The sequence below is a fragment of the Jatrophihabitans sp. YIM 134969 genome (assembly GCF_054456675.1).
Window position 1 is genome coordinate 1 of the sequence record NZ_JBTJEQ010000058.1, and the last position, 15,121, is coordinate 15,121.

Here is a 15,121-nt window from a genome sequence, read left to right on the forward strand (position 1 = left end):
CGGGACGTCCGCGGGCGGGGCGTAGTCGGTCTGGGTCGCCGGCTGCTGCTGGGCCGCGGGCTGCTGCGCCACGGGCTGGGGTGCGGCAGGCTGGGGCGCCGCCTGCGGCTGCTGCGGTTCCGGTGCGGGCTCCGGCTCGGGCTCGGGCTCCGGCTGGGCCTCCGGCGCGGGAGCGGCGTCGCCACCACCGGCGGAGTCACCACCGCCCGAGCCCTCGGCGGCGTCGCCGATGACCGCGAGTTCGACGCCGATCTCGACCGTCTCGTCCTCGGCGACCTTGATCGACAACAGCGTTCCCGACGCGGGCGACGGCACCTCGGTGTCGACCTTGTCGGTCGACACCTCCAGCAGCGGCTCGTCGGCCTCCACGGTGTCGCCCTCGGCCTTCAGCCATCGGGTGACGGTGCCTTCGGTGACACTCTCACCGAGGCGGGGCATGGTCACGGAGACCGACATGGCGGGCTGTTCTCCTGTCTTCGCGCTGAGGCGTCGTCGGGTCAGGCGTGGGTGTGCAGGGGCTTGCCGGCCAGGGCGAGGTGGGCCTCGCCGAGCGCCTCGGACTGCGTGGGGTGCGGGTGGACCAGCTGGGCGACGTCGCTGGGCAGCGCCTCCCAGTTGTAGATCAGCTGCGCCTCGGCGATGAGTTCGCCGACACGCGCGCCCACCATGTGGATGCCCAGCACGGGGCCGTCCTTCTCGGCGACGAGCTTGACCGCGCCCTGCGTCTTGAGGATCTGGCTCTTGCCGTTGCCGCCGAGGTCGTAGGTGAGGGTCTTGACCTCGTCGGCGCCGAGCCGCTCGACCGCCTGGGCCTCGGTGAGTCCGACGGACGCGACCTCGGGGTCGGAGTAGGTGATGCGGGGGACGCCCGCGTAGTCGATCGGGACGACCGGCACGCCCGCGATGTGCTCGGCGACGAGGATGCCCTCGGCGAACCCGAGGTGGGCGAGCTGCAGGGTGGGGATGAGGTCGCCGACCGCGTAGACGCCGTCGACGTTGGTGCGGCAGTACTCGTCAACGAGCACGAAGCCGCGCTCCATGGCGATGCCCGCCTCCTCGTAGCCGAGCCCCTGGGATGTCGGGCCGCGGCCGACGGCGACGAGCAGCACGTCGGCCGAGAGGGTCGAGCCGTCCTCGAGCGTGACGGTGACGCCGGAGTCGGTGGCCTGCGCACCGGTGAACCGCACGCCGGTCTTGAAGGCGATCTTGCGGCGTCGGAAGGCCCGCTCGAGCAGCTTGGAGTTGGCTTCGTCCTCCAGCGGCACCAGGTGCGGGAGGGCCTCGACGATGGTGACGTCGGTGCCGAAACTCTTCCAGGCACTGGCGAACTCGCAGCCGATGACCCCGCCGCCCAGGATGATCGCCGAGCCCGGCACGTGGTCGAGCGTCAACGCGTGCTCGCTGGTGATGATGCGGGTGCCGTCGACCTCGAGGCCCGGCAGCGTGCGGGAGTACGAACCCGTGGCCAGGACCACGTTGGGAGCCGTGTACGAGTTCTCACCGACCGTGACGGTGTGGGCGTCGGTGAGCCGGCCCTCGCCCTCGACGATGGTGATGTTCGGCTGCTTGAGCAGGCCCTGCAGGCCCTTCCACAGTCGGTTGACCACGCCGTCCTTGTAGGAGTTGACCGCGTTCATGTCGATGCCGTCGAAGGTGGCCTTGACGCCGAACTGGGCGCTCTCGCGGGCGGAGTCCGCGACCTCACCCGCGTGCAGCAGCGCCTTGGTCGGGATGCAGCCGCGGTGCAGGCACGTCCCGCCGACCTTGTCCTTCTCGATGAGGACCACCTGCTTGCCGAGTTCGGCGGCGCGCAGCGCAGCGGCGTACCCGCCACTCCCCGCGCCGAAGATCACGATGTCGGCGGACTGGCTGGTCACGGTGGCGCTCCCTCTGCTGACCCACGTGCGGGCAGCGGCTCGCGACGGGCGCGTGGCACCCGGACGGGCCGGTGCACCCGTCGTCACCATCTTGTCACCGCGGGTCCCGCCCGCGTGGAGCGGGCCGTGTGCCCGCAGCGAACGCGACGTTCCCATCCAGCACCCAGTCACGCCACAGGCGCCACCGCGAGGTCGCGGCGACGATGGCGGTCAGGCCGGCGTCCCTCGACGTCCGTGCCACCCGACTCGGGGAGGAGTCCAGGTGTTCCGTCGGCGTGCGCACCGCACCCACCCGCACCGGGTCGTCGACGCGACGCCGACCCTGGACCGGGACGCGAACAAGGCCGACGTGGAGCACCTGCGCCGGTTCGCCGCGGCCCACCCCGGTGTCGAGGCCTACCTCGAGCCGGCGACCCGCGTGACCGGCACCACGGTCGTGCTGGTCGCGCCGAGCGGGGAGTGGACACGGCGGCGCATCGGTGACGCCCACGCGGCGCGGTCGTTCGCCCGCAAGCAGGCGGTCCCGCTGCACGACGTCGCGGTCACCGGTTACCCGGCCCGGATGCGGGACTGGACCCGCGCCCGGAGCGCGGCCGACAGCTGCCGCACCCCTGGCCTCGGCGGCCCGTCCGCCTGATCCCCGCCGTCCTCGCTAGCCTCGCCGCGTGGACGCCCGACACACCGCCCTGCACGACCGCCACGAAGCGCTCGGCGCCAAGTTCGCCGACTTCTCCGGGTGGGACATGCCCATCGAGTACGCCGGCGCGGGCGTCATCAGGGAACACACCGCCGTGCGCGAGACCGTCGGGCTGTTCGACGTGTCGCACCTGGGTACGGCGTTGGTCCGCGGCGAGGGTGCGCGCGCCCACGTGAACGCTGTCCTGAGCAACGATCTTGACCGCATCGGCCCCGGGCAGGCGCAGTACACGATGCTGCTCGACGAGAACGGCGGCGTCGTCGACGACCTCATCGTCTACCTGCGTGCCGACGACGACCTGCTGCTGGTCCCGAACGCGGCCAACGCCGACGCCGTCATCGCGCGGATCGCCGCCGACGCCCCCGACACCGTCGAGGTGCTCAACGTGCACGCCGAGTACGCCGTGCTCGCGGTGCAGGGCCCGCGCGCCGACGACGTCATGGCAGCCGTCGGCCTGCCGACCGGCCTGGACTACATGTCCTTCGCCGACGTCGACCCCGCCATCAGCGCCGAGACCGTCGTCTGCCGCACGGGCTACACCGGCGAGCGCGGCTACGAGATCGTTCTGCCGTCTTCCGCCGCCCCCGCGCTGTGGGACCGGTTGGTCGCGGCCGTCCGCGATGCCGGCGGTCAGGTCGCGGGCCTCGGCGCCCGCGACACGTTGCGCACCGAGATGGGGTATCCGCTGCACGGCCACGAGCTGTCGTCTGCGATCTCCCCGGTCCAGGCCCGCAGCGGCTGGGCGGTCGGGTGGGGGAAGGCGACGTTCGCGGGCCACGACGCCGTGGTGGCCGAGAAGGCGGCCGGCCCGCGCCGGTCGTTGCGGGGGCTGAGGGTCGAGGGCCGCGGGGTCCCGCGTGACGGGATGACGGTCGTGGGTGCCGACGGTGCGCCCGTCGGCGTCGTCACCAGCGGCACGTTCTCCCCGACCCTCGGCGCCGGCATCGCGCTCGCCCTGCTCGACACCGCCGCCGGGATCGAGGACGGCGCCACCCTGGCCGTCGACGTCCGCGGCCGCTCCGTGCCCGTCGTGGTCGTCAAGCCGCCGTTCGTGCCCTCACACGTCCGCTGAGGTCCCCTCGTCGGCTCGTCCGGCGCAGGGGTCACGTGGCCTGCCCGCCCCGGGACGACCCGGCGAGTGGGCACTTCTCCCCGTGAGTGGGCGGAACTTGCTGACCACTCACCGGGGAAGGTGACCACTCGCCAGGTCAGGCGGCTCCGGGTTCCGGATCGGGCGTGAGTTCCGGATCGGGCGTGGGTTCCGGATCGGGCGTGGGTTCTGGATCGGGCGTGGGTTCTGGATCGGGGTCCGGTGCGGGGGCGGCGTAGGAGAGGGGGGCGTCGGCGAGGCGGGCGGCGGTGTCGACGAGGCCGATCGCGAGCAGACCGCCGAGGCCGGCCGCGACGCCCACGCCCGAGAGCTCGAGGTCGAGCATCGGCTGCATGCCGGACCGTTGCACCGCGAGTCGTTCGGCGGCGTCGGTGCCCGCGTGCGCCACGCGGATCCAGCGGGTGATGCGCGGGGAGACGTCGCGGGCGACGAGGCCCGCGGCGACGGCACTGACGCCGTCGAGCAGCACCGGCACGCGGCGGTTCGCCGCCTGCAGCACGATCCCGGCGAGGATCGCGAGGTCGCGTCCACCCACGGTCGCGAGCAGGGCGTCGGTGTCGTGGCGGGCGTCGTGACCGCGGCGGCGGGCGTCGCGGATCGCCGCGGTCTTGACGGCCCACCCGACGTCGTCGAGACCGGAGCCGCGGCCCGCGACCAGGACCGGTTCGGTCGTGGTCAGCACCGCGACCAGCGCGGCCGCGGGGGTCGACCCGCCGGCCGAGACCGCGGTGAGCACGAGCAGGTCGGCGCCGTCGTCGATCCAGGAGTCGGCCAGGGTCGCGCCGTGGTCGACGCCGTCGACGACGGACGTGGTGAGGTTCGCGTCCTCGACCGCGACGTCGCCGATCTCGCCGGCGTCGACGGTCTCGACCGTGACGCCGCGCGTGGGGGCGAGCCGCTGCAGCGGGGAGGTGCCCTCGGCGAGGGTGGTCGAGGCCACGAGGTGGTCGTCGAGGGTGCGGCCGTCCCGCGCGCCGACGTGCCGCGAGGTGACGACGACGACCCGGGGATCCGCGGGCGGGCGGGGCGGGAACACGCCCTGCACGCCGGCCAACCACTCGGCGGTGGTGGCGAGCGAGCCGTACGGCGTCACCGGCCGGCCCGGTGCCCGCTCGAGCCGGTGCTCGCGGGCGGCGCGTTCGGCGTCGGGGTCGGGCCAGGGGATGTCGAGCCCCAGCGTCACGAGGTCGCGCAGCGGGGCGGACGGGTCGGTCACGCCCGAACTCTAGGGGGTCCGTCGGTGTCGGGGCCTGGGCCTAGGTCGTGGGCAGTCCGTCCCGGATCTGGTTCGGCGTGAACAGGGGCTGGCCGGTGGTGCCGCCGACGTCGGTGGACCCGAACGTCCAGGCCTCGACCGAGCCCGGGGTGGGGTTGCTGGAGTACGCGCCGAGCGGGCTGTAGCTCCACGTGGTCTGACCCTTCGGCGCGATCCAGTAGGACCAGTAGGCGTCGGCCGGCGGGGTGTTCACGCAGGCCTCGGTGGCAGGCGTGGGGTACTGCGTGCCGGACTTCCAGTACGGGTGGCCGATGCGGCACAGGAACGCGGGGCCGTCGTGCTGGGTGCCGGTGGTGGTGAAACCCGCGGTGGTGAGCAGGTCGATGCCGGTGGTGAGGGTGGTGTCGCAGCCCCGCACGATCGGGCCGCCCCACGCGCCGTAGCTCACCGCGACCAGCGCGCCGGTGCGGCGGGTGCAGGCACCCACGCCGCCGACCAGTTGGCCCGCCGCGCCGTCGACGGGGGAGACGACCACGGACCCCGACACCGCGGTCCCGTTGCTCTTGGTGAACCGCGCGGTCACCTTGACCGGCGTGGTCGAGCTGAAGAGGATCTTGCAGACGGCCTTGCCGCTGGCGACCGGCACCGCGCCGCAGCCCGGCGCCACGCTCCCGCCGGCCGGAGTGAACCGCACCGTGCCGGTGGCGGTCGTCGGAGTCACGGTGGCGACGATCTTCGCCTTCACCCCGACCGTGACGGTCGCGGGCGCCGTGACGGTCAGGGTCGGGGCGGCCGCGGCGGCGGCGCTGGTGGTCGGGACGAGGCACGCGGCGACCGCGACCGCGAGGGTGGCGAGTCCGGTGAACAGCTTCATGAGACGGCGGTCCTGTCGTGGGTCGGGGCGGAGGAGGAGACGGCGGGTGGAGCGTCGAAACGGGCGACGGTGTGGAACGCGGCGCGGCGCGACGCCCGGCGCAGGGCGGCGAGCACGGCCGGGCCGACCACGAGGATCGTCAGCAGGTTGGTGACCGCCCGGCCGGTGTCCCAGCCGAGCGAAGTCGTGAGGTCGAAGACCAGGTAGCGGTGCCAGTTCTCGGCCGCGGAGGCGCCGGGAACGAACGAGATCGAGGTCTCGGAGCCCGCGACGAACGGCCAGAACGACAAGTTGAGCAGGAACCCGAACATGAACGCGGAGAACGTCCCGTAGGCCGCGAGCATGACCAGTTCGGCCTTGCCGCGCAGGGCGGGCAGCAACCCTGCGCCCAGACCGACGAACGCGCAGCCGAACATCTGGTACGGCATCCACGGTCCGACGCCGCCGGTGATGAGCGCCGACGCGAACAGGCTGGTGCAGCCGAGGGTGAAGCCGAAACCCGGTCCGAGCACCCGACCGGCCAGCACGAGCAGGAAGAACACCGTCTCGATGCCGGCCGTCCCGGCCCCGAGCGGTCGCAGGGCGGCGTTGACCGCGGAGAGGACGCCGAGCAACGCCAGGGCCTTGCTGTCGATCCCGCCCTCGGAGATCTGGGCGATGAGCACGGCGAGCACCAGCACGAGCAGCGCGCCGAACATCAGCGGCGCGGTGTCGGCGAGGCCGAAGTGCGTGGGGTCGAGCAGGAACGGCCAGAAGAACGAGATCAGGCCGAGGACGCCCGCGATGACGATCATCACCGTGCTGCGCGGTCCGAGCCGCACGGCGTTCACGCGGGCGTTCACGCCACACCCGCCAGGGCGGCCGCGACCTGGCCGACGGTGAGGTACTCGGCGGGAGCGAGGATCTTCGCGACCTGCGGGGCGAAGGCGGGGGACGCGACGACGACCGACCGGGTGGGACCGTCGGCCACGATCTCGCCCTCGGCCATGACGATGACGCGATCGGCGCACAGTGCAACGAACTCGACGTCGTGGGTGCAGACGGCCACGGCGTGCCCGGACGTCGCGAGTTCGGCCAGGATCTCGACCAGCCGCGTCTTGGCGCCGTAGTCGAGGCCGCGGGTCGGCTCGTCGAGCAGGACCACGGTCGGTGCCGCCGAGAGCTGGATGGCCAGGACCAGAGCGAGTTTCTGGCCCTCGGACAGGTCTCGCGGGTGGGCGTCCGCGGCGATGCCGGGGTTGATCCGGTCCAGCAGCACGCGAGCGCCGCCGGGTTCGCCGCCGGTCTCACGGTCGGCCTGGTCGAGTTCGGCCGCGACGGTGTCGAGGTAGAGCAGGTCGGTGGGGGTCTGGGGCACCAGGCCGACGCGCGTGCGCGCCTTCCGCGCCGGTAGGTCGCCGGGGTCGACGCCGTCGACGTCGACCCGACCGCCGTCGCGTCGACCGGAACCCTGCACCGCCCACAGCAACGACGACTTGCCGGCGCCGTTGCGGCCCATCAGAGCGGAGATCTCGCCGTACCGCAACGTGAGGTCGACCTCGCGGACCGCGACGACCTCGCCGTGACGGACCACGATCTTGCGGGCCTCGAGCGCGACACCGCTGCGGAGCGCGTGGCGCGGAGCGGCCTCGGGGGCCACCGCCGGGAGTTGGCTCCGCAGCTCGGAGGCGCGGCGGCGGGCGTCGCGCACCGACAGCGGCAGGGGTTCCCAGCCGGCGAGCCGGCCCAGGTGCACGACCGGTGGCGCGACCGGTGCACTGTGCATCATCGGCGCGGGCGGACCGTCGGTGACCCGGCCGTCGCCGTGGACGACCACGATGCGGTCGGCGTACTGGGCGACCCGCTCGAGGCGGTGCTCGGCGACCACCGCCGTGATGCCGAGATCGTGCACCAGGCGGGTGATGGCGGCGAGCACCTCCTCCGAGGCGACGGGGTCCAGCGAGGAGGTGGGCTCGTCGAGCACGAGGACCCGGGGGTGCGCGGTCAGCACCGACCCGATGGCGACGCGCTGCTGCTGGCCGCCGGACAGCTCCGACAACGCCCGGTGCCGTAGGCCCGCCAGCCCGAGCAGGTCGAGCGTCTCCTCGACCCGGGTGCGCATGACCTCGGGTGCCACGCCCAGTTGCTCCATGGCGTACGCCAGTTCCTCCTCGACGGTGTCGGTGACGAACCCGGCGAGCGGGTCCTGGCCGACGACACCGACGACATCGGCGAGATCGCGGGGGTGGTGGGTGCGGGTGTCGCGGCCGGCCACGGTGACCCGTCCCGCGAGGGTGCCGCCGCTGAAGTGCGGGACCAGGCCGTTCACCGTGCCGAGGAGGGTGGACTTGCCGGCACCGGTGGGACCGACCACCAGGCACAGCTCGCCCTCGTCGACGGTGAGGTCGACGTCGCGCAGGGCGGGCTGGGGCGCGTCCGCGTAGGTCACCGTGACCTGCTCCCACCGGATCACGACGTCGCCCCCCGGGCCCGACGCGAAGCCGGTGTGGCGGGCGGCGGCGCGAGGACCGCGGGCAACGCGGCGACGACGACCGCGAGGACCGGCAGCAGCGGCAGCGTCGGCCACGACAACGGGGTGAGCGACGGGTTGAGGTTCGCCGAGTCGTAGCCGGAACTGACGATCATGATCACCGCGCACGTCAGACCGCAGCCGAGCACGGCCCACTCGGCGAGGCGCCAGGGGTCGGGTCGGTACTTGCTGACCGCCACGCGGCGCCCGCCGAGGGCGATGCCCCCCACGCACAACGCGGCGCCGACGGCGAGGGCCGGGAGTCCGAGCGCGGCGGGCGCGGTGCCGTCGAGCACGCCGTAGGCGCCGACGCAGAGGCCGAGCAGACCGGCGATCAGCAGCCCGGCGGTGGTGCGGCGCAACCCGGCCGGCACGGCGACCCGACGGCCGTACCCGCGACTGTCCATCGCGGCGGCGAGCAGCAGCGACCGTTCGAGCGCGTCCTGCAGCACGGGCATCGCGATGCTGCGCAACGCGCGCAGTCCGGAGCCGCCGCCACCGCGCAGCTTGCGGGCCCGGTGGACGCGCTGGACGCTCTCGACCAGTTGCGGGGCGACCGAAACGGCCACGACGACCGCGACGCCGATCTCGTGGAGCGCACCGGGCACGGCCTTCAGTGCACGCTTGGGGTTGGCCAGCGCGTTGGCCGCGCCGATGCAGCACAGCAGGGTGGCGAGCCGCACGCCGTCGTACACCGCGCCGAGCAGGCTCTCGGCGGTCACCGCGCCACCGAGGTGGACGCCCGCCATCCAGGCGGGGAGCGGGACCTCCCACAGCCGGAACAGCACGTGCATGCCGGTCGTGCCGCCGTCGCCGCCACCGGTGACCCCGCCGAACAGCACTCGGAAGACCACCCGGATCGCGATCACCGAGAGGCCGAGGACCAGGTAGTAGCGGAACGCGCGCGCCCACGGCGCCTCGGTGCGGCGGGCCGTGACGACGACCGCAGCCGCGGCGAGGATCAGCAGCAACAACAACGGGTTCGTGGTGCGGCTGGCCGCGGCGGCGAGGCCGATCGCCCACGCCCACCACGCCATCGGGTGCAGGTCGCGGGGGAGTCGCCCGGACGTCTGCCGCACCGCCCGTCGCGGTGACCCGGGGTCCGCGGGAACCGCCGCGTCGGGGGGCGCGGCGGTTCCCGGGGTACGCAACTGGGTCAGGGTGTGCTCTGCTTCCGTCGCCAGGCGAACAGGCCGCCGAGCAGCGCGACGACGCCGAGCGCGACGACGGTCGCGACGGTCGCCCACGGAGTGCCGGTGCGTGTGGTGCCGGCGGGCTCGGCGATCGTGTCGATGTCGACGGTCGACGGCGACGCGCCGCCCGCTGCCCCCGAACCGGCCGCACCGGGTGTGGTGCTCGTCGACGTGGTGGGCGAGGCGGGGGGTGTCGTCGCCGCTCCGGTGGACGCGCCCGCGCCCGCCGGTGACGAGCTCACCGGCGCGCTCGACGTGCCCCGGCCCGGCCCGGACGTCGAGGCGCCGGGAGCACGGCCGGAACCCTCGCCCGACCCGCCGTTCTCGGTGCCGGTCGGTCGCGGGCCGACGATGACGCCGCCGTCGCCGCCCGCACCCGGAGCGGGCGGAGTGGTGGCGCCCGCGGGGGCGGCCGCCGGCAAGACCGACGCCGGCGTGAAGGGCGGCTGGCCGTAGGTGCCCTGGAGGTCGGTGGGGCCGTACTCCCACACCTCGACGCTGCCCGGCTCGGAGTGGTAGCTCATCGCCCCGAGCTGGCTGTACTCCCAGGAGGTGTCACCGGGGCTGGCGTGCCAGTAGGACCAGTACGCCGAGGCGGGCGGGGTCAGGGCGCACGCCTCGTTCGCCCGCGGGCCCGGGTTGCCGGACGGCGCCGGGAGGTTGTTGATGCGGCAGATGAAGGCGGGCCCGTCGTGCTGGGTGCCGGCCGTGGTGAACCCGCCGTTCTGCAGGGCCGCGTACCCGGTCATCCCCGACGTGAACGGCACGCAGGCGGTGACCAGGTTCCCGGCGCTGCCGTTGCCCTGGAACCCCACGGGCCAGGTGGCGGTCGGGTTCCCCCCGGTGTGGGGCCGGAAGTCCACCATCACCCGCACGCTCGGAGCCGAGCACGTCGCGGCGGAGGCCGGCCCCGCGGGGCCCGCCGCCACCGTGACGGCTCCGGCCGTGACGGCCAGGGCGGAGGCCGCCGCCACGTGCAGCACGCGCCGGCGGATCGACCGCATCAGTGTCGGCGCGCCGCGTGGGAGGCGCGGCGGGGCCGGTGGACGCCGTACGCGGTCGCCCCGGCACCCAGGGCGAGCGCGAGGGCGGCGAGCCACAGCGGGGTGAGCACGTTCGCGCCGGTGTCGGCGAGGTCGCCGCCCGCGACGTCCGTGGCCGTGCCGCCGTGGCCGGACGCCCCGCCCGTGCTGGAGCCGATGCCGGTCGGCGAGGTGGTGGGCGGCGTCGAGGTCGGCGGCGTCGTCGGCGGTGTGGTGGGAGGCGTGGTGGGCGGCGTCGTGGTCGGCGGGTCCGTGCCGACGATCGTGTCGACCGGCGCGAGGACGCTCGGCGTCAGCTGCAGGAAGGACCGGCCGGCGAGCGCCGGGAGCGCCTGCGAGGTGGCCAGCACGTTGCTCGCACCGGTGGCGCTGACGGGGAGGCCACCGTCGGAGTTCGCGACACCCGTGAGGAACGCCCGCGGCGCGGTGGCGTTCTGCCCGACCGCGAGCAGACCCAGGGCGGCGTACCCGGTGCTGTTCGTGACGCCGGGGGCGCCGGCGTACGAGCCGTCGGCCGCCTGGTGCGACGTCAGCCACCCGAGCGCGTCGACGAGCTCGGCGGGCGCGGCGGCGGCCGTCACCGTCTTCGTCGCGGCGGCGTGCCCGGCGTTGAGCGCCTGGACGGCGAGACCGGTGGCGTCCGGCACCGAGGTGCAGGTCGCCTGGTCGTACTCCTCCGGGAAACCGCCGTCCGGGCACTGTGCCGCGACCAACGCCGCGCGGGCCTTCGCGGCCGTGGCGGTGTCGCCGGCGCCGGTGAGGGCCAGCACGGCGAACGACTGGCCGAGCACGTTGGCGTAGTCGCCGAAGTCGGAACGGTCGTGGAGGCGGCCGTCGGCGCCCATCAGTTCCGTGAACCGGGCGATGAGGTCGACGTGGTTCACGCCGACGTCGTGGGGGTCGTAGCCGCTGAGCTCCAGCAGCGTCGCGAGCTTCGCGGCCGTGCCGGCGTAGACGGAGTTCTCGGCGTCGCCGAAGTTGGCGCCGCCGACGTAGGACCGCAGCGTGGTGTCGAGGGTGAGGAACGCGAGCACCTTGCCCAGCGTCGCGTCCTGGCCGCCGCTCGCGAGCAGGCCGTAGGCGAGGTCGCCCGTCGTGCTCTGCTGCACGAAGCCGTCGCTCTCGAGGTGGTCGCCCTGCGTGAGCTGGCCCGCGAGGTACCGCGCGGCCGCGGCGGCCGCGGGAACCGTGGTGGCGGTCCGGTTCACGGTCAACGGGACGGAGAGGGTTCCGAACGGGACCCCCTCGACGCCGGACAGCACCTGCGTGGAGGCGCGGACGTCGGAGGCCGGGTTGCCGCGGTCGTCGTTGACGGGCAGCCCGCCGTCGGAGTTCTGCAGGCCGCCGAGGAACGCCAGGGCGCGGGTGGTGCGCGCGCTCTGCGCGGACCGGGTCGCCGCGTCGATGGAGAAGGCCTGGATCGCGAGCGCGGTGGAGTTGGTGCTGTGGCTCTGCACGCCGTTGAAGACCGGGCCCCAGCTGCCGTCGCGGAGCTGGCTGCCGGCGAGGTAGTCGATCGCGTCGGTGATCGCCGCCGCGACCGGGGTGGCCGGGAACGCAGTGGCCGCCGGCAGGATCGTCAGCGCCTGCAAGGCCATGGAGGTGCTGTCGGGGTCGGAGTCGTTGCTGTTCGGGATCAGGCTGGGGAACGAACCGTCGGGCCGCTGCAGCGACAGCAGGTAGTCGACGGCCGCGGGGCTCGCCGTGCCGGCGCGCTGCTGGGCGATGACGCCCAGCGCCTGCGAGAAGACCGAGGTCGCGCGTCGGTAGTTGCCCGCGCCCGCACACGCGGTGGGGTCGGCGGTCGACTGGGCGGCCGTGCACACGTTGTCCGCGAGCAGCTGGAGCAGGTCGAGCCCGGCGAACGAGCGCGGGTCGCGGTGGGCGACCTCGGCGAGCACCGCCAGCTTGGCCGCGGACCCCCCGCTGAAGTTCGCGGGATCGTCGTCGAACTGCACCCAGTTCGCCCCGACGCTCGAGTCCAGGTACCCCGTGATCGCGTCGACCGTGGCCGAGTCGCGTCCGGTCGCCGCGAGCGCGAACGCGCCGTCGACGGTGAGGCCGACGTCGGTGAACCCGGCGCCGAGCTCGTAGTGGGTGCCGCCGACGAGCTGGGTGGTGAGGTAGCGCGCGAGCGTGCCGGTGTCGGGCGTGGTCGCGGCCGCCGACGCGGGCGATGCCAGGCCGATCCCGCCGGTCAGGACGAGACCGAGGACGGCGAGGGCGGAGACGGCGCGAGCGGAGCGGTGACGCAAAGGGTCCCTTTCACAGGCGGTGCGCGCCCGCGGGACCTGTGGAGCGGAGCGCCGGACACGCCGGACCCACTGCGCAGACCTCGCGCCGCAGACCACGACGGCGTTTCGACGAGGACGTCCGGGGCGGGCGTTCCGACTCGCCGATCCCACGATCGGCACACGGTTGCGGGTCAGTGCCGGATTCGGACCGGCTTTCCCCACGCCTGGACGTGCTTGGTGCACACGCATGGAACCACACCGCGGCACGCCCGGTCGAGGCGTGCCGCGGTGGGTTCCCGCACAGGGGGGTCCGCTCAGACGGCGGGGCTACCGTCCGCCGCCGGTCCGGGCTGCGCCACGGCCGATCCCGGCGTGGCGAGGACCCGGTTGTTGCCGGCCACCCGCGAGAACGTGATGCGGTCGATCTCGGTGAGCGGCGACGCCGTGCCCGGGAGGCTGTCGGCGAGGGTGCGGATGGTCATGGTGGTCGGACGGCCGGGCGCGGCGGGCTTCACGTCGACGGCGATGAACGCGTAGTCGTCGTACCGCACCTGCGACCAGTCGATGACCTCGGGGATCTTCGTCCCCTGCGGGTAGCCGGAGGCGTTGACCGCGGTGCCGTCGGACGACCACACGTACGAGTTCACGACGTTCTCGGTGTTGTTCTCGGCCGAGTTGGGTCCGCCCGCGGGCTGGTAGCCGCGGTACCGCTGCCCCTCGGGCAGGGTCTGCGGGCCGTACGGCGTCACGCCGGCAGGGGCGGGAGCGGCCGCGCTCGGCGCGGGCCGGAACTGGTAGCGCGGCCGGCCGCCGGACCCGACCGTGATGTAGGTGCAGCCGTCGGTCGCCGGGGTGATGGTCGAGCCGTCGGGAGCCTGCCGGGTCGGGTGCCCGTTCTTGATCGGGTCGGTGCGCTCGAAGATGTGGTTGTGGCCCTGCACGGCGAGGTCGACCTGGTACTTGCTGAAGAGCGGGTCGAGCGCCCCGCGCACCCCGCCGTCGGACGCGTGCTGGTTGGTCGTCGAGTAGGCGCAGTGGTGGAAGAACGCGACGATGAAGTCGACCGACCGGTCCTGGCGCCAGGTGCGGAGCGTGTTCTCGAGGAACTTCAGCTGCGCGCCGTCGGAGTACCCGGTGTTGGTCTGGATCTCGTAGGACAGGTCGTTGGCGTCGACCGAGATGACACCGACGTTGTCGTACACGAACTTGTAGACCGACGGGCAGTTCTTCGGGCCGTTGTCCGGGAGGTCGAGCCGCGCCTTGTGACCGGCGTAGCCGTGGCTGCCCGACCGGCCGCCGAGGAACTCGGTGTTGCCGTAGAGCGGCTCCATGTCGTGGTTGCCCGTGGCGAACATCCAGGGGGTGAACGCCGACTGCGACTCGATCTGGTTGAGGAAGACGTCCCAGACGTAGGGGTTGTAGTTGTTCGCGCCGACCGGTGACGTGCCGGTCAGGGCGAGCGAGTCGTCGGCGGGCAGGCCGCTGCCGCTGGGGTCGGCGTAGCAGATGTCGCCCGCGAGCAGCGTGAAGACCGGCCGCTGCGAGGCCATCTGCTGGGTGAGGGTGTTGGCCGGTGTGGGGTCGGTGCCGCCCGTGCCCGCCACCGGGTCGGTGGGGCTGTAGTAGTTGTTGTCGAAGACGCCCCGCGGCCAGGTGCCGCCGGCGTCGGTGACGACCGCAGGGTCCTTGTTCCACGCGTACTGCGGATCGACCGGCGCGATGTTGGTGCCGACGTCGGCGAACGCGGTGAACGTGAACGCCTGGGGCACCCGCCGGGTGCCGCCGGTCTTGCGCGACGGCGCGGTCGTGAAGTAGGCGTCGCCGGTCACCGTGCCGTCGCTCAGACGCAGGCGGTAGTGGTAGACCTTCCCGGCCGAGAGCCCGGACATCGTCGCCTTGACGTAGAACTGGTTGCCGACCGGCCCGTTCGGGATGGCGTACATCCCGACGAGGTTCACGATCTCGGCCGGCAGGTGCGTGCCGTACCGGCCGGGGGCGTCGCCGATGTCGACGAACGCGCGCAGGCCCTTGGGCAACGTGCCGTGCGCGGAGTGCACCTGGGCGGTGACCTTCATCGAGCTGGTCGGGTTGCCGTCGGCGTCCGGCACCCACGACAGGTGACGGCCGGAGAGCACGACGCCGCTCGGGCCGGAGACACCGCCACCGGCGGCGAACGCCGCCTGGGCGAAGGGGAACTGGGTCAGCGCGACCGCGCCCGCCCCGGTCAGCGCGCCCTTGATCAGGGTGCGGCGACTGATCCGTTGGCGGGACAGCAGCGTGGCGTTGTGGTCGGAGAACTCGTCGACGGTGAGCGGGTGGCCCGCGTGGTTCGGCACCCGTCCAGCCTGTCAACCGCGCCCGCCGCCA

12 protein-coding genes and 1 riboswitch are annotated in these 15,121 nt (G+C 73.7%); of the genes, 2 read left to right on the forward strand and 10 right to left on the reverse strand.

The genetic code is table 11. The features are described from left to right. Both ACXR2U_RS21260 and lpdA read right to left on the reverse strand, forming a co-directional pair. Window positions 1-456: biotin/lipoyl-containing protein (locus ACXR2U_RS21260; protein WP_458827091.1), on the reverse strand; the 456-nt coding region annotated here is incomplete at its 3' end. Window positions 457-497: 41 nt separating this feature from the next. Continuing rightward, window positions 498-1,967 carry a dihydrolipoyl dehydrogenase gene (lpdA, locus tag ACXR2U_RS21265; protein WP_458827092.1) on the reverse strand — a complete coding sequence of 490 codons (1,470 nt, stop codon included), beginning with the start codon at window positions 1,965-1,967 and terminating at the stop codon, window positions 498-500. Window positions 1,968-2,139: 172 nt separating this feature from the next. Here lpdA and ACXR2U_RS21270 point away from each other — a divergent pair, with 172 nt between their 5' ends. Together ACXR2U_RS21270 and gcvT are read left to right on the forward strand one after the other, a co-directional pair. After that, window positions 2,140-2,514 carry an oxidoreductase gene (locus tag ACXR2U_RS21270; protein ID WP_458827093.1) on the forward strand — a complete coding sequence of 125 codons (375 nt, stop codon included), beginning with the start codon at window positions 2,140-2,142 and terminating at the stop codon, window positions 2,512-2,514. A gap of 28 nt (window positions 2,515-2,542) precedes the next feature. Continuing rightward, entirely contained in the window at window positions 2,543-3,646 is a 1,104-nt protein-coding gene (gene gcvT, locus ACXR2U_RS21275) for a glycine cleavage system aminomethyltransferase GcvT (RefSeq protein ID WP_458827094.1), read from the forward strand. Window positions 3,647-3,782: 136 nt separating this feature from the next. Here the strand turns inward: gcvT and ACXR2U_RS21280 are convergent, their stop codons facing one another. The 8 genes from ACXR2U_RS21280 to ACXR2U_RS21315 form a co-directional block, all read right to left on the reverse strand. Further along, window positions 3,783-4,901 (reverse strand): nicotinate-nucleotide--dimethylbenzimidazole phosphoribosyltransferase, encoded by a 1,119-nt coding sequence (locus ACXR2U_RS21280; protein WP_458827095.1) that lies wholly within the window; start codon window positions 4,899-4,901, stop codon window positions 3,783-3,785. A 40-nt stretch (window positions 4,902-4,941) separates the two neighbouring features. Beyond that, window positions 4,942-5,775, reverse strand: a complete 834-nt coding sequence (locus tag ACXR2U_RS21285) for a hypothetical protein (RefSeq protein ID WP_458827096.1) — start codon at window positions 5,773-5,775, stop codon at window positions 4,942-4,944. Beyond that, window positions 5,772-6,569 carry an ECF transporter S component gene (locus tag ACXR2U_RS21290; protein ID WP_458827110.1) on the reverse strand — a complete coding sequence of 266 codons (798 nt, stop codon included), beginning with the start codon at window positions 6,567-6,569 and terminating at the stop codon, window positions 5,772-5,774. Before ACXR2U_RS21290 ends, ACXR2U_RS21285 begins: the two co-directional genes overlap by 4 nt. Before the next feature lie 44 nt (window positions 6,570-6,613). Continuing rightward, on the reverse strand, window positions 6,614-8,227 hold the full coding sequence (locus tag ACXR2U_RS21295; protein WP_458827097.1) for an ABC transporter ATP-binding protein: 1,614 nt from the start codon (window positions 8,225-8,227) through the stop codon (window positions 6,614-6,616). Beyond that, on the reverse strand, window positions 8,224-9,363 hold the full coding sequence (locus ACXR2U_RS21300; RefSeq protein ID WP_458827098.1) for a CbiQ family ECF transporter T component: 1,140 nt from the start codon (window positions 9,361-9,363) through the stop codon (window positions 8,224-8,226). Before ACXR2U_RS21300 ends, ACXR2U_RS21295 begins: the two co-directional genes overlap by 4 nt. 77 nt (window positions 9,364-9,440) lie before the next feature. Continuing rightward, the gene (locus ACXR2U_RS21305; RefSeq protein WP_458827099.1) at window positions 9,441-10,460 is read right to left on the reverse strand and encodes a hypothetical protein; all 1,020 of its coding nucleotides are present in this window, start codon (window positions 10,458-10,460) and stop codon (window positions 9,441-9,443) included. Between the two features lie 20 nt (window positions 10,461-10,480). Beyond that, window positions 10,481-12,775 (reverse strand): prenyltransferase/squalene oxidase repeat-containing protein, encoded by a 2,295-nt coding sequence (locus ACXR2U_RS21310; RefSeq protein WP_458827100.1) that lies wholly within the window; start codon window positions 12,773-12,775, stop codon window positions 10,481-10,483. A 105-nt stretch (window positions 12,776-12,880) separates the two neighbouring features. Beyond that, window positions 12,881-13,032: riboswitch (cobalamin riboswitch) on the reverse strand. A 36-nt stretch (window positions 13,033-13,068) separates the two neighbouring features. Further along, complete coding sequence (locus ACXR2U_RS21315) at window positions 13,069-15,090, reverse strand: purple acid phosphatase family protein (RefSeq protein WP_458827101.1); 2,022 nt, start codon at window positions 15,088-15,090, stop codon at window positions 13,069-13,071. Window positions 15,091-15,121: the final 31 nt, after the last annotated feature.